At 59.3% G+C, this 12,626-nt stretch carries 15 protein-coding genes and 1 pseudogene; 7 read left to right on the top strand and 9 right to left on the bottom strand.

The window, feature by feature from the left end; translation table 11 throughout:
- The 4 genes from H2515_RS10390 to H2515_RS10375 all read left to right on the top strand — a co-directional run bounded on the left by H2515_RS10390 (position 1) and on the right by H2515_RS10375 (position 5,143).
- A complete protein-coding gene (locus H2515_RS10390) occupies positions 1-1,239 on the top strand; it encodes a malic enzyme-like NAD(P)-binding protein (protein WP_198660042.1) in 1,239 nt (412 codons plus the stop codon).
- Between the two features lie 6 nt (positions 1,240-1,245).
- A complete protein-coding gene (locus tag H2515_RS10385; RefSeq protein ID WP_198660041.1) occupies positions 1,246-2,304 on the top strand; it encodes an AI-2E family transporter in 1,059 nt (352 codons plus the stop codon).
- A 196-nt stretch (positions 2,305-2,500) separates the two neighbouring features.
- Complete coding sequence (ilvD, locus tag H2515_RS10380; RefSeq protein ID WP_014028554.1) at positions 2,501-4,177, top strand: dihydroxy-acid dehydratase; 1,677 nt, start codon at positions 2,501-2,503, stop codon at positions 4,175-4,177.
- 6 nt (positions 4,178-4,183) lie between these two features.
- Entirely contained in the window at positions 4,184-5,143 is a 960-nt protein-coding gene (locus H2515_RS10375) for a LabA-like NYN domain-containing protein (protein ID WP_198660040.1), read from the top strand.
- Positions 5,144-5,150: 7 nt separating this feature from the next.
- On the opposite strand, the gene argA is transcribed toward H2515_RS10375, so the two are convergent.
- The 4 genes from argA to H2515_RS10355 all read right to left on the bottom strand — a co-directional run bounded on the left by argA (position 5,151) and on the right by H2515_RS10355 (position 7,730).
- Positions 5,151-6,464 carry an amino-acid N-acetyltransferase gene (argA, locus tag H2515_RS10370; RefSeq protein WP_198660039.1) on the bottom strand — a complete coding sequence of 438 codons (1,314 nt, stop codon included), beginning with the start codon at positions 6,462-6,464 and terminating at the stop codon, positions 5,151-5,153.
- Between the two features lie 10 nt (positions 6,465-6,474).
- Positions 6,475-6,786, bottom strand: a complete 312-nt coding sequence (locus H2515_RS10365; protein ID WP_198660038.1) for a BolA family protein — start codon at positions 6,784-6,786, stop codon at positions 6,475-6,477.
- Positions 6,783-7,085, bottom strand: coding sequence for a YciI family protein (locus H2515_RS10360; protein WP_014028558.1), 303 nt, complete (start codon positions 7,083-7,085; stop codon positions 6,783-6,785). Before H2515_RS10360 ends, H2515_RS10365 begins: the two co-directional genes overlap by 4 nt.
- A gap of 87 nt (positions 7,086-7,172) precedes the next feature.
- Complete coding sequence (locus H2515_RS10355) at positions 7,173-7,730, bottom strand: septation protein A (RefSeq protein ID WP_035194211.1); 558 nt, start codon at positions 7,728-7,730, stop codon at positions 7,173-7,175.
- A 63-nt stretch (positions 7,731-7,793) separates the two neighbouring features.
- Between H2515_RS10355 and H2515_RS10350 the strand changes: the two genes are divergently transcribed.
- Positions 7,794-8,666 (top strand): ATP-binding protein, encoded by an 873-nt coding sequence (locus tag H2515_RS10350; RefSeq protein ID WP_198660037.1) that lies wholly within the window; start codon positions 7,794-7,796, stop codon positions 8,664-8,666.
- A 16-nt stretch (positions 8,667-8,682) separates the two neighbouring features.
- Here H2515_RS10350 and H2515_RS10345 read toward each other — a convergent pair whose 3' ends face one another.
- From H2515_RS10345 to H2515_RS16095, 5 genes and pseudogenes are all read right to left on the bottom strand, one after another.
- Complete coding sequence (locus H2515_RS10345; RefSeq protein WP_014028564.1) at positions 8,683-8,997, bottom strand: nucleotidyltransferase family protein; 315 nt, start codon at positions 8,995-8,997, stop codon at positions 8,683-8,685.
- The gene (locus H2515_RS10340) at positions 8,990-9,382 is read right to left on the bottom strand and encodes a nucleotidyltransferase substrate binding protein (protein ID WP_198660036.1); all 393 of its coding nucleotides are present in this window, start codon (positions 9,380-9,382) and stop codon (positions 8,990-8,992) included. The genes H2515_RS10345 and H2515_RS10340 overlap by 8 nt, the downstream gene beginning before the upstream one ends.
- A 215-nt stretch (positions 9,383-9,597) precedes the next feature.
- Entirely contained in the window at positions 9,598-9,891 is a 294-nt protein-coding gene (locus tag H2515_RS10335; RefSeq protein WP_198660035.1) for an addiction module antidote protein, read from the bottom strand.
- A 1-nt stretch (position 9,892) separates the two neighbouring features.
- Positions 9,893-10,210, bottom strand: coding sequence for a type II toxin-antitoxin system RelE/ParE family toxin (locus H2515_RS10330; RefSeq protein WP_198660034.1), 318 nt, complete (start codon positions 10,208-10,210; stop codon positions 9,893-9,895).
- 36 nt (positions 10,211-10,246) lie between these two features.
- Positions 10,247-10,384 (bottom strand): annotated as a pseudogene (locus tag H2515_RS16095) (nucleotidyltransferase domain-containing protein); the annotation flags it as partial.
- A gap of 173 nt (positions 10,385-10,557) precedes the next feature.
- On the opposite strand from H2515_RS16095, the gene H2515_RS10320 reads away from it, so the two are divergent.
- Together H2515_RS10320 and rfbF are read left to right on the top strand one after the other, a co-directional pair.
- Positions 10,558-11,745 (top strand): ATP-binding protein, encoded by a 1,188-nt coding sequence (locus H2515_RS10320; RefSeq protein ID WP_232821343.1) that lies wholly within the window; start codon positions 10,558-10,560, stop codon positions 11,743-11,745.
- 82 nt (positions 11,746-11,827) lie between these two features.
- On the top strand, positions 11,828-12,613 hold the full coding sequence (gene rfbF, locus H2515_RS10315; RefSeq protein WP_065413964.1) for a glucose-1-phosphate cytidylyltransferase: 786 nt from the start codon (positions 11,828-11,830) through the stop codon (positions 12,611-12,613).
- Positions 12,614-12,626: the final 13 nt, after the last annotated feature.

Genomic DNA, 12,626 nt, shown 5'->3' with positions numbered 1-12,626 from the left:
ATGATCGAGACCGATGCCCAGGCGGATCTGTGGCGACGGGCGCTGGAGTATCACGCCCGCACGCCAGCGGGTAAGCTTTCGGTCATACCGAGCAAGCCCTGCAGTAGCCAGGAAGATCTGTCTCTCGCCTACACGCCTGGAGTCGCGGCTCCGGTGCGGGAGATTGCTGCCAATTCGGACAAGGCTTACGACTATACCGCAAAGGGTAACCTCGTCGCCGTAGTCAGTAATGGTACGGCGGTGCTTGGCCTGGGCAATGTCGGGCCGCTGGCGGGCAAGCCGGTCATGGAAGGCAAGGCACTGCTCTTCAAACGCTTCGCGGATATTGATGCTTTTGATATCGAAGTGCAGGCGCGCGATGCCGGACATCTCATCGACGTGGTGGCGGCCATCGCCCCCGGTTTTGGCGGCATCAATCTGGAAGACATCGCTGCTCCGGTCTGTTTTGAGGTCGAAGAAACCTTGCAGGCCATGCTGGACATTCCCGTATTCCACGATGATCAGCATGGTACGGCCGTGATTGTGGCCGCTGCGTTGCAGAATGCACTGGAATTGCAGGGTAAGGAGTTAGGTCGCATCAAGGTCGCTATTGTGGGTGCGGGTGCCGCCGGAATTGCCATTGCACGGATGTTGCGGGCGCTGGGCGTGGCGGATATCTTCCTGAGCGATTTGCACGGCGTGCTGCACAGCGGACGCCGGGACCTTACCCAATGGCATAAGCCCTTTGCAGCGGCGCCCCAGGACTGGGATCTGGCGGCGATGTTGCGCGGTGCCGATGTGGTCATCGGCGTCTCTGTGCGCGGTGCTATTCCGGAAGCGGCGTTACCGATGCTGGCGCCCAAGCCAGTGATTTTTGCACTCGCCAATCCCGATCCCGAGATAGACCCTGCCGTAGCGCGGCGCCTGCGTCCTGACGCCATTATCGCCACGGGTCGATCGGATATGCCCAACCAGGTCAACAATGTGCTGGGTTTTCCCTTCCTCTTCCGCGGCGCGCTGGATTGCCGGGCTCGGCAGATCAACCAGCCCATGCTGCTGGCGGCGGTCGATATGTTGGCGAGGCTGGCGCGGGAGCCGGTGCCGGACGCGGTGCAGGCCGCTTATGGGCTGACTGCGACGCAAGGTCTGGCCTTTGGCCCCGAGTACATTATCCCCAAACCTCTGGACCCGCGCCTTCGGCAGCGGGTCTCTGGCGCTGTGACCGTTGCCGCGCGAGAAAGCGGCGTCGCGCGGCGTTAGATCACTATGCGTCTCGCGGATCTGACGGTTCGCGATCTGCGCTTCGCCTTCGGCCAGTTGCTCGCCGCCGTTCTCTTTTTTGCCCTGGTCTGGAAAATCCTTGCTCCCTTTTTGCCAGCCCTGGGTTGGGCGGCTGTTCTCGTTTATGCGACCTGGCCACTGGCTGGTCCTATGCGCCGACATTGGCCGCCCGTGCTGGCAGCAATAGGCGCTACGCTCATGTTGGCGCTGATTTTTATTCTTCCCGCACTTTTCCTGAGCATCACCCTGGGGACGGAGTTGCACCATCTACTGACTGACCTCGCCAGCCAGGATGCACACACGACCCTGGAAGCAAGGCTGAATCAGATACCTTGGGTGCATGATCTGCTCGCCCAGATTCCCGCCCCCTGGAAGGCGAAGCTGATGCCCGGTGCGTTGTCTCCCGATCTCTCCGCCTGGGCGGGGCGGCTGGGCAGTGTTGCGGGCGGGGTCGGGCGTTTCGGCGCTTTGCTTATGCTCGTTCTTATCACCGCCTTTTTCTTCTACCGGCATGGTGAACTGCTGTTGGATCAGTTGCGCCGTTTTATCGGTCAGGTGCTGGGACAGCGGGGTGACGCTTATCTGCGGACGGTGGCCAGCACCATTCGTGCGGTGATTTACGGCATTCTGGCGACGGCGGTGGCGCAGGGGGTCCTTGCGGGGGTGGGTTACGCGGTGGCAGGGCTGCCCGCGCCCGTATTACTGGCTATCGTCACCCTGCTATTCTCCTTTATTCCCATCGGTACGCCTCTAATTTGGGGCGCTGCGAGCATCTGGCTGCTCTTTCAGGGCGATATCTGGGCGGGAGTAGGACTGGCCCTGTGGGGTGCGCTGGTGGTGAGCTGGATTGATAACCTGATTCGCCCGCTGGTGATTTCCAACGCGGTACGAATTCCGTTTCTGCTGGTGCTCTTCGGGGTGCTGGGCGGCATTCTCGCCTTCGGTTTTCTCGGAGTGTTCCTGGGGCCGGTGCTGCTGGCCGTATTGCTGGCGATATGGGACGAGTGGTTGCTGCGGCCAGTGCCTGCTGCGCCGCAGGGTTGAATGCCTGCTCTATGCAGTCAGTGTACTAAGCCCTAAAAATCGTATCAGCGCCCGCTTCTTGGCCTGTCTCCCACTTGGCCCTATACTCTAAGCACTAACCAGACGGTCAGTGTGCTTTTACCCTGCACCCTGTCGCGCCGCTATCCGGGTGTTATCCACGCGATTCACCCCCTGCTGAACTTGCCACGAGGACTTCATGCGCTCCGATATGATCAAAAAAGGTTTTGAACGCACTCCCCACCGCGCCCTGCTCAAGGCCTGCGGTCTCACCGACCAGGATATGGACAAACCTTTCATCGGGGTGGCGAATTCCTATATTGATATCATTCCCGGTCATGTGCATTTGCAGGAATTCGGCCGGATCGTCAAGGAAAACATCCGCGCGGCAGGGGGGGTGCCCTTCGAGTTCAACACCATCGGCGTGGACGACGGTATCGTCATGGGCCACGATGGCATGCGTTACTCGCTGCCGAGCCGTGAGCTGATTGCGGACTCCATCGAAACGGTGGTGCAGGCCCATCATCTGGACGCGCTCATCTGTATCCCCAACTGCGACAAGATCGTGCCCGGGATGATTATGGGCGCGCTGCGCTGCGACGTGCCCACGGTATTTGTCTCCGGCGGCCCCATGGAAGCCGGACATCTGGCTGACGGAACGGCGATCGATCTGGTGACCGCCTTTGAGGCGGTCGGGCAGTTCAAGCGCGGGCAAATCACGCAAATTCGGCTCAAAGAGATTGAAGATAAAGCCTGCCCGACCTGTGGCTCCTGCTCCGGCATGTTCACGGCCAACAGCATGAACTGCCTGATGGAAGTCCTCGGGATTGCGCTGCCCGGCAACGGCACCATTCTGGCGACCGCGGCGGGGCGCCGCGACCTGGTGCGTCAGGCGGCGGATCGGGTGGTGGCGCTGGCCATGGCGGGCGGGCCGACCATGCGGCAACTGGTGGATTTCGACGCAATCGACAATGCGTTCATACTGGATATGGCCATGGGCGGTTCCACCAACACGGTCTTGCATACCCTGGCTATCGCCCGGGAGGCCGGTCTGAATTATCCGCTGGCGCGGCTGAACGATCTGGCGCAGCAGGTGGCCTATCTCGCCAAGGTGTCGCCGGCCTTGTCGACAGTGCATATCGAGGACATCGGCCGCGCTGGCGGCGTCCCCGCCATTCTGCATGAAGTGCATAAGCGCAACCCCAACGTACTGCATCTGGACAAGCCGACGGTCAGTGGCCAGAGTTTGCGCGAGATTGTGACAGCGGCGGTGGTGAAGGACAGCAAGATTATCCATCTGGCCAATGATCCCATTTCGCCCACCGGCGGCCTGCGGGTGGTCTTCGGCAATCTCGCGCCGGAAGGCGGTGTTGTCAAAATTGGTGCGGTGCTGCCGGCCATGCGGAAGTTCTCGGGACCGGCGAAGATTTTTGAGAGTATGGAAACGGCGGCGGACGGTATTCTTGCCGGTGAGGTCAAGGCTGGTAATGTGGTGGTGATCCGTTACGAAGGCCCGAAGGGCGGCCCCGGTATGCCGGAAATGCTGACCCCTACCGCCAATATCATGGGCATGGGGCTGGGCGAAAGTGTTGCATTGATTACCGATGGCCGTTTCAGTGGGGCGACCCGCGGGGCCTGTATCGGCCATATCTCTCCGGAGGCCGCAGAGGGCGGCCCTATCGGTCTGCTGCAAGATGGTGACATTATTTCTCTTGACCTCGATAACGGCAAAATCCACGTCGACTTGAGCGATGCGGTATTGGCCGAACGTCGCAAGCACTGGGTGCCGATCGAAAAGCCCCTGAAGTCATCGTGGCTGCGCCGCTATCGCAAGCTGGTAACCAACGCCGCCAACGGCGCAATCCTGGAATCCTGAGCATTTATGAGTAATGGTGAGCTACATATTGGCGTCTATGTGGATGCCGAAAATATCCGCTACAACGGCGGCTATTCCATGCGTTATGACATACTGCGGCGCTTCGCCGGACGGGAAGGCGAGGCGCGGCTGCTGCGCCTGAATACCTATATGGCGGTAGATGGTGAGCGCATGAAGCGCGACCGTGAATACCGGGAGCGGATTCGTGGCTATCAGCAGGCGGTGCGCGATCTGGGCTGGAAAATCATCGAAAAGCCGGTACGCTGGTTCGTGGACGAAGAAGGCAACAGCATGTCCAAGGCCAATGCTGATCTCGATCTGGCCGTGGATGTAATGCTGCAGTCAGAGCGGCTGGATCAGGTGCTGTTGGTCACCGGCGACGGGGACTTTCTGCAGGTCGTACGCGCCCTGCAGAACAAGGGGTGCCGGGTCGAAGTGCTGGCCTTCCGTAATGTTTCCCGGGAATTGCAGCACGAGGCCGACGCCTTCTATTCGGGTTATCTGGTGCCAGGTCTGATTCCCTCGCGTGGTGATGTGCGGGTGCCGTGGGGGGAGATGGGTTCACGCATCCGCGGTATCTGCATCCGCTGGGAGGCGGATCGTGGTTTCGGCTTTATCCGTTTTTTGACCGCCATTTCCGCCCGTTTGTGGGTGACGGATACCCGTCAGGAGGATTCTCCTTACGAGTCGGCCTTTGTCCATATTTCCGATTTGCCGCGCGAACTGGACACGGATGACCTCCCGAGCCGGGATATTATTCTGGAGTTTGATCTTGAGTCCAGTGAGACGGAAAAGGGTGGCTTCATCGCCCGCCGCTGCACCGTGGTCAATCGCTATGATGGGCGCACTGGCGGCTTGGCTAAACTTCCCGACCGCGCCGTCGCTATGGAACGGGGGGAGGAGGGGGCGGGGCCGTCTTTGGAAGGCGAAGCGGAGGAGATCGAGGCGGTCGCCGACCCCTCCTGACTCCGCTTCACGCTTTCACGCTGCGAAAAAATACCTGGCTGCGGCGTTGGAAGTTGTAGAGGTGCTGCCGCGGCACCGGTAAATCTTCCAAGGTGCCGTTGTGAAAGCTGCGCTCCAGAAACCAGTGGGTCGTCTGGGTGCTGAGCACAAAGATCTGTTCCAGCTTCTGCTCCCGTGCCCGTTCCTGACAGTAATCGAGCAGCCGTTCACCGCGCCCCTGGCGACGATAGCGGCTGTCTACCGCGAGGCAGGCGACTTCGGCCATTCCCTGATCAGGGTAGGGATACATAGCCGCACAGCCAATGATCTTGCCGTCCCGCTCCATGACCACAAAGTGATCTGCTTCCATTTCGAGGCGTTCCCGGCTGCGTCGCACCAGCACACCGCGCTCTTCCATGGGGCCGATCAGGTCAAGGATGCCGGGGATATCGGCGACGGTGGCGGTGCGCAGATGTTCAAAAGGGTCTTGCGAGATGAGGGTGCCGAGGCCGTCGCGAGTAAAAAGTTCGCGCAGCAGCGCACCATCTACATGCCGGGATATGAGATGGACACGATCCACCGTTCCGGCGCAGGCGATGGCAGCGCTGTGCAAATGCTCGCGCAGGTCGCCTTGAATATCGTCGCGTGTGAGTAATTCCGGCAGTTCAGACAGGGTAATCTGACGCAGGAGTTGCCCCTGGGCATCGGTCACGCCGTCTTCATCCATAAAAAAAACCAGCTTGGCGGCATGCAAGGCCAAGGCCACCGCTACGGCCACTTCCTCCGCGCGGATGTTGAACAGGGTGCCCGTCGGCGAGACCCCGATGGGGGAGAGCAGGACGATCTCGTCGGCGGCAAGATGGCGTTGGATAGCCTCCGTCGCCACCCTTCGTACCTGCCCGGTATACTGGTAATCCACCCCCTCCAGCACCCCAAGGGGCTGGGCGATGATGAAGTTGCCGCTGACCACCTGCAACCCGGCATGGGCCATGGGTGAACCCATTTGCCCTTCGGACAATGCCGCCTCCACCGCCAGACGGGCGCCGCCTACCGCCTCACGGAGTATCTGCATGGCCGCCAGATCGGTGATGCGCTTGCCGTTGACCCGCTCGGTGCGCAGTTGGTGGGCCAGCAGTGCCGCGTCAATTTGCGGCCCGGCCCCGTGCACCAGGACGACGTTGATGCCCAGGCTGTTGAGCAGGGCGATATCGTGCGCGAGACTGCGGATGCTGCCATCCGCCAGGACGTTGCCACCAAAATTGAGGACAAAGGTCTGCCCGCGAAAACGGTGAATGTAGGGCGACGACTCGCGGAAGCCGCGGACAAAGCCACTGGCCGTCATCCTCCCAGTCCTAAAGGACGTTCAGGGCGATGGTCGGACGCGGTGTTTTGGGCTGGTTCTGGGCGGCGAACTCCTCCGGGCTATAGGCCTTGAGCGATAGCGCGTGTATTTCCTGACGTACCGGGTCGGTGACCGTATTGACCAGGCGGTGCCGTGCCAATGGGGCCAAGCCCGCGAACTGGCTGCTGACAATGCGCACCTCGTAATGCCCGCCATTGCCGGACGACGCATGACCACTGTGGGCTTCCGTCCGGTCATCGATTTCCAGGAATTCCGGATTCAGGGCGTCACGCAGTAAATTACCAAGGATTTCCTTATTCATGGCAAAAATACTCCTTTATAAGGGCGAACGCTGACATCCGCGTAAACACCGGCACTGAGATAAGGTTCGGCGGCAGCCCAGGTATGGGCATCCTCCAGCGAGTCAAAACGGGCAATGATCAGGCTGCCGGTAAAGCCCGCTTCGCCCGGTTCTTCACAGTCTATGGCGGGGAATGGCCCCGCCGTCAGTAAACGCCCCTCGGATTGCAACTGATGCAGGCGCGCCAGATGATCACCCCGTGCCGTCTGGCGTGTGCTCAGGGAATCGGGATTGTCAGTGCCAATAATGCAGTAATACATGAGCCGTTAGATCCTGTCGGTGATATGCATGCTCTTAAAGTTGCCCCATTTGCGGCAAGTTGGCAACTGTCTTCGCGGATCTGAGGACTACGCCGACGAATCGCCATCCTTAGCCTCCTGTGGCAAAGCACGCGAGATCACCACCGCTTGAAAGAGCACGAAAATGACCGTGAGGGTGAGCATGCCGAAGAGCTTGAAATCCACCCAGATACCCGTTGAAAATGCGTAGGCCACAATCAGATTCAGCGCAGCACCGAAGAGAAAGAAGGCTATCCAGTAGCCATTAAGACGCCGCCAGAAAGACAGGGGCAGGGTGGCCGGCAGTTGTCCGCCCATCAAGCGTTGCAGGAGCGGCTCCTCGCGCCAGTGGGTAAAGAGCAGGGCCGCCGCAAAAAGCACATAGAGAATGCTGGGCTTGATCTTGATGAAGGTGTCGTTATGAAAATACAGGGTCAGGCCGCCGAAGGTCAGGATCAGCAGGGTTGAGACCCAGGTCATGGTCTCCACCCGACCCCGCCGCCACCACTGCCAAAGCATCAACAGGATAGCGGCAACGATCAGTACCTCGGTAGCCGTGTAGATCCCGTGAATCTTGTAGGCCACGAAAAAGAGGATGATGGGGAGAAAGTCGGTAAGCAGTTTCATGACGCGCCACGGTAAATAGGGTTAAGCTGGTGGTATCTAATCACAGAAAGGAGTCCGTGGACAGTGGAACGTCAACAGGTGATTCAGGGCTTGGCCGCCCTTTTGGGGGACAGCAGCAACCATCCGCTGCCCGATTTTGCCGGGGTAAAGGCCGCCCGCTGGCGCCATCTGCCCCTCGGTGGCCGTCTGGAAGGGGTGGCGCGCGTGGACTTGCCGGAGATGGACGATCTGCTCGGTATCGAAGACAGCAAGGCCGCACTGGACTTGAACACCCGCCAGTTTGTCGCCGGTTTCCCTGCCAATGATGCCTTACTCTGGGGTGGGCGGGGCACGGGCAAGTCTTCGCTGGTCAAGGCGCTCCTGCGTCGCTATGCGGATCGCGGGTTGCGGGTGGTTGAAATCGATCCGGACGGCATTCTCGACCTGCCGGAGATTCTCGCCGCGCTGCAGGCGGCGGACCCACAACAGGCCTATTATTTTGTGCTCTTCTGCGATGACCTGTCTTTTGGTGCCGACGACCCCGGCTATAAAACCCTCAAGTCGCTGCTGGACGGTGGGGTGGAGGCGCGTCCAGACAACGTGCTGCTCTACGCCACCAGCAATCGTCGCCATCTGATGCCGCGCCACTTCGCCGACAACGAGGAATATCAGCGCCACGGTGAGGAAATCATTCCCGGCGAGACGGCGGAAGAAAAAATCAGCCTCTCCGAGCGCTTCGGCTTATGGCTGGGCTTTTATCCCTTTGATCAGGCCATGTATCTGGATATTTGCACTATCCATCTGCAGCGCCTGGAAGTGCGGACGCCGCAGGCGGAATGGCGGGAGGAAGCCCTGCGTTGGGCCTTGCAGCGCGGCTCGCGCAGTGGCCGGGTGGCGCGGCAGTTCGCCCGCCACTGGGCCGGATCCAGGGCCTTGGCGGCGGTGCAGACGGTCTAAATTGTGCATGAAGGGGCTACCGCCCCCCGGCATTGACGGGGAAGTGTTGTAATTCGGCCGTTATATGTGCGCGAAATTCGTCGGAAATCCGGTGCGCATCCACCACATCCACCCGGAAGGGTAAGTCGGACTCTGAGAATGCCTCTTCGAGTTCCGCCAGCATGCCAAAGGAAAGGGGTGCGTCGGCACGGATCAATAAATCCAGGTCCGAAAAACGCCGCGCCCTGCTGGTTGCGCGGGAGCCGAATACCCATGCTTCCGTCTTTTCGGGAAGGATTCGTGCCAGAATCTCCCGAATTTCAGCCTGCTCCGTTGGCGAGAGATCAAGCATCCGATGTTCCGAGCGCTCTCAACAAGCCCTCTGCGTCCCCTAAGAACGATTGGGCTGCCTGGTAGACCTCTTCCGCAACGGCTTCGTTGTAGGTATGCGAGGTGATATTCCGCGCCTTGTGATAGGCAAACCACGGGAGGGGATCCGCGATCAGCCCACGTTCTGCGGCGAGGCGGAATAGATCCTGCCGACTCAGCGGGGTAACAGACTCAGCACCCAGATCTTCCACCATTTGTCGACGGAGCATCTTCCAGGCGAGTTCATAGGTATATTCAAAACGCTGAATGACCGCATCACGGATAAATTCGTTCTTGGGTTGCGCGAGCGTGGTGCTCAGAGAGGCCACCGCGTTGCGCAACGGCGTAATGACCAATGCATTGCTCATTTCCGTCTTTCCTTACGCGATCGACTAGGTTGTCGCGCTTGAGTTGCTCAGTGTACCCAACCCGCACGCATCCTACCATTAACAACCGCGGAAGTGGGTTATCCGTAATATTTATCACCAGTTTGTATTGTATCTGGCAAGAGTTATTTCTAGTTCGGTGCCGAGGCATCGAGTACCGACTCATCAACCGAAGCGCGGAAGGCTTCCAGTTCCCTTTACGCTGCCCGCCCTTTGGCCGTCAACTCGATTCCCAGAGCTTTCATGACCGCGAGCGTGGTCTTGAGCGTCGGGTTGCCGCGCTCGCTGAACGAACGGTAGAGCTGTTCGCGGGAAAGCCCGGTTTGCCCGGCGATTTGGGCCATGCCCTTGACGCGAGCGACAACACCCAGGGCATGAGCGATATAGCCAGCGTCGCCAGACTCGAACGCGTTGGCCATGAAGACCGCAATGGCTTCGTCAGAAGTAAGCCCTTCGGCGGGGTCGAAAGTGGTCAGTTGTTGTTCAGTCATGTCAGTTACTCCGTTCGTCGACCTTACCAGCAATCCGCTTTGCGGCCTTGATATCCCTTTCCTGTGTACTTTTGTCGCCGCCGCAGAGCAGGACGATAATCGTATCCCCTCGTTTCTCAAAATAGACGCGATAGCCCGGGCCATAGTGGATACGCAATTTGCTGATCCCCTCTCCAACCGGTTCCACGTCGCCAGCGTGACCGTAGGCGAGGCGATTCAGTCTTGCAGAGATCAAGCCTCGGGCGCGTTCATCCTTGAGCTTCGTCCACCACTTTCTGAATGTCTCGGTTTGCTTGAGTTCAATCGTTACGTGACCCATGCGGCAATAGTAGTTTTTAGACTACTGCTAGTCAAGTCAGGACTTGACTAAGATTGACAAAACCGGTTCGAGTTCCGCCAGCGTGCCAAAGGAAAGGGGTGCGTCGGCGTGGATCAATAAATCCAGGTCCGAAAAACGCCGCGCCCTGCTGGTTGCGCGGGAGCCGAATACCCATGCTTCCGTTAAGAGCGAGAACGAAAAGCGCTATTTTTCATTACAATTGGCGGATAAAAAACCTTCATATGGACGTCCTGAAACTTTCATATAGTCGGCATTAAAGTTACACTTGGCCAATGATGGATACACCACTATATCCTCGATTCCTGCAGCCACGCCTCATCGAGGCCATGGCCGACACACCGGTGGTATTGATCCACGGACCGCGCCAGTGCGGCAAAAGTACGCTCGCCCGGCAGGTAGGCGATGCCGCTGGGTATACTTATCTCAGCTTTGACGACGATGTGCAGCGCGCATCGGCCCAGGCTGATCCCATCGGGTATGTGGCGGACTTGCCCGACAAGGTGGTGCTGGACGAGGTTCAGCGCGTGCCCAACTTATTCACCTCGCTCAAGGCTGCAGTGGACGCCAGAAGGCAGCCGGGGCGATTTATCCTCACCGGTTCGGCCAATGTGTTGTTGGTGCCCAAATTGGCGGATTCGCTGGCAGGACGCATGGATATCCTGCGCCTGCACCCTTTGGCTCAGGCGGAACTGGCCGGGACCGCGCCCAATTTCCTATCCACATTATTCGGGAATGCTTTCAAGACGGGAGCTTGCGGACAGCGGCTCGGTAAAATGCTGGCTGAGCGTGTGGCAGCCGGTGGTTATCCGGCGGCGTTGGCGCGGGCCACGGTACGCCGCCGCGCGAGTTGGTACCGGGATTACGCTGACACCCTGGTGCAACGCGATGTACGCGATCTCGCCCGCATTCACGCATTGGAGGCCTTGCCACGCCTGCTGACACTGGCGGCCGGGCAAAGCGCACGTCTGCTGAATGTGGCCGATCTAGCCGCCCCGTTCCAGTTGAGCCGCCCCACCATCCGCGACTATATGACCCTGCTGGCGCGGGTGTTTCTATTGGAAGAACTGCCGCCCTGGCACAGCAATCGTCTGAGTCGCCTCATCAAGACGCCTAAATTACACTTGGGCGATACAGGCTTGGCCTGCGCTTTACTCGGCGTGGACGCGGCAGCGCTGTGGGATGATCGAGCCCTCTATGGACAACTATTGGAAACCTTTGTCTATCAGGAGCTACGTCGTCATGCCAGTTGGCGGGATGAGCCTGTAACCTTCCATCATTTTCGCGACAAGGACGGCGCCGAAGTGGATATCGTGCTGGAGTCCGGCGGAAAGTTGGCGGGCGTCGAGGTCAAGGCCGCCGCCACCGTCACCGCCGCCGATTTCAAAGGATTGCACCAACTGGAAAGCGCCACGAAGACCTGTTTTGTGGGAGGCGTGGTGCTCTATGATGGCGATGCGGTCGCATCTTTTGGCAAAAGTTTATACGCCGTGCCGCTATCTTGTCTGTGGCGGTGACCGGCGAATCCATCCTTGTGCCGACATGGGTTCTCCTATAGAGTTTATTTATGGTTCTCCCGAAGAGAGGCAGGTTGCCTGAATGAAAGCTGTCATATTGGCCGGAGGATTCGGAACCCGGCTGGCGGAAGAAACGGGGGTACGTCCCAAGCCCATGGTCGAGATCGGGGGGATGCCCATTTTATGGCACATCATGAAACATTACTCGGCCCATGGCATCCAGGAATTCATCATCTGCCTTGGCTACAAGGGTTTCATGATAAAGGAGTTTTTCACCAATTATCTGTTGCGCCGGGCGGATGTGAGCATCGATCTGGCCACCAACGAGATGCATTACCGGCGCCACGACGCCGAACCCTGGCGAGTCCACTTGATAGAAACCGGGGCACAATCCATGACCGGTGGGCGCCTGCGCCGAGTGCGTGAGTACCTGGACGAGGATGAGCCTTTTTGCATGACCTATGGCGACGGCGTCAGCAATGTCGATATCCGCGCCGAGATCGCCTTTCACCGCCAGCACGGACGCAAGGCCACTCTGATGGCCGCGCAGCCACCGGGACGTTTTGGTGTCTTCGAGCTGCATCCCCAAAACGATCATGTCCCTGACTTCTGCGAAAAACCTGACGGCGACCGGGCCTGGGTGAGCGGCGGTTTCTTCGTCCTGAATCCCGAGGTGCTGGACTACATCGAAGGTGACGATACCGTGTGGGAGAAGGGGCCCATGGAACGGCTGGTTCACGAGAACGAACTGATGGCTTATCGCCACAATGGTTTCTGGCAGCCGATGGATACGCTGAGAGACAAGCAATATCTCGAATCACTCTGGGATAAGGGGCAGGCGCCCTGGTGTTCGTGGACGGACGAATGAATATCCTCCGGCG

It is taken from the genome of Acidithiobacillus ferrivorans, assembly GCF_016250455.1.
Lineage (GTDB): Bacteria > Pseudomonadota > Gammaproteobacteria > Acidithiobacillales > Acidithiobacillaceae > Acidithiobacillus > Acidithiobacillus ferrivorans.
Note: the sequence above shows the minus strand (reverse complement) of the source record. Positions and strands in the feature narration are given on the sequence as shown.

What these genes read in the sequence shown, in the direction of transcription:
- H2515_RS10390 (WP_198660042.1), top strand. Translation starts at nt 1, where the DNA reads ATGATCGAGACCGATGCCCAGGCGGATCTGTGGCGACGGGCGCTGGAG.
- H2515_RS10385 (WP_198660041.1), top strand. Translation starts at nt 1,246, where the DNA reads ATGCGTCTCGCGGATCTGACGGTTCGCGATCTGCGCTTCGCCTTCGGC.
- ilvD (WP_014028554.1), top strand. Translation starts at nt 2,501, where the DNA reads ATGCGCTCCGATATGATCAAAAAAGGTTTTGAACGCACTCCCCACCGC.
- H2515_RS10375 (WP_198660040.1), top strand. Translation starts at nt 4,184, where the DNA reads ATGAGTAATGGTGAGCTACATATTGGCGTCTATGTGGATGCCGAAAAT.
- argA (WP_198660039.1), bottom strand. Translation starts at nt 6,464, where the DNA reads ATGACGGCCAGTGGCTTTGTCCGCGGCTTCCGCGAGTCGTCGCCCTAC.
- H2515_RS10365 (WP_198660038.1), bottom strand. Translation starts at nt 6,786, where the DNA reads ATGAATAAGGAAATCCTTGGTAATTTACTGCGTGACGCCCTGAATCCG.
- H2515_RS10360 (WP_014028558.1), bottom strand. Translation starts at nt 7,085, where the DNA reads ATGTATTACTGCATTATTGGCACTGACAATCCCGATTCCCTGAGCACA.
- H2515_RS10355 (WP_035194211.1), bottom strand. Translation starts at nt 7,730, where the DNA reads ATGAAACTGCTTACCGACTTTCTCCCCATCATCCTCTTTTTCGTGGCC.
- H2515_RS10345 (WP_014028564.1), bottom strand. Translation starts at nt 8,997, where the DNA reads ATGCTTGATCTCTCGCCAACGGAGCAGGCTGAAATTCGGGAGATTCTG.
- H2515_RS10340 (WP_198660036.1), bottom strand. Translation starts at nt 9,382, where the DNA reads ATGAGCAATGCATTGGTCATTACGCCGTTGCGCAACGCGGTGGCCTCT.
- H2515_RS10335 (WP_198660035.1), bottom strand. Translation starts at nt 9,891, where the DNA reads ATGACTGAACAACAACTGACCACTTTCGACCCCGCCGAAGGGCTTACT.
- H2515_RS10330 (WP_198660034.1), bottom strand. Translation starts at nt 10,210, where the DNA reads ATGGGTCACGTAACGATTGAACTCAAGCAAACCGAGACATTCAGAAAG.
- H2515_RS10320 (WP_232821343.1), top strand. Translation starts at nt 10,558, where the DNA reads ATGGCCGACACACCGGTGGTATTGATCCACGGACCGCGCCAGTGCGGC.
- rfbF (WP_065413964.1), top strand. Translation starts at nt 11,828, where the DNA reads ATGAAAGCTGTCATATTGGCCGGAGGATTCGGAACCCGGCTGGCGGAA.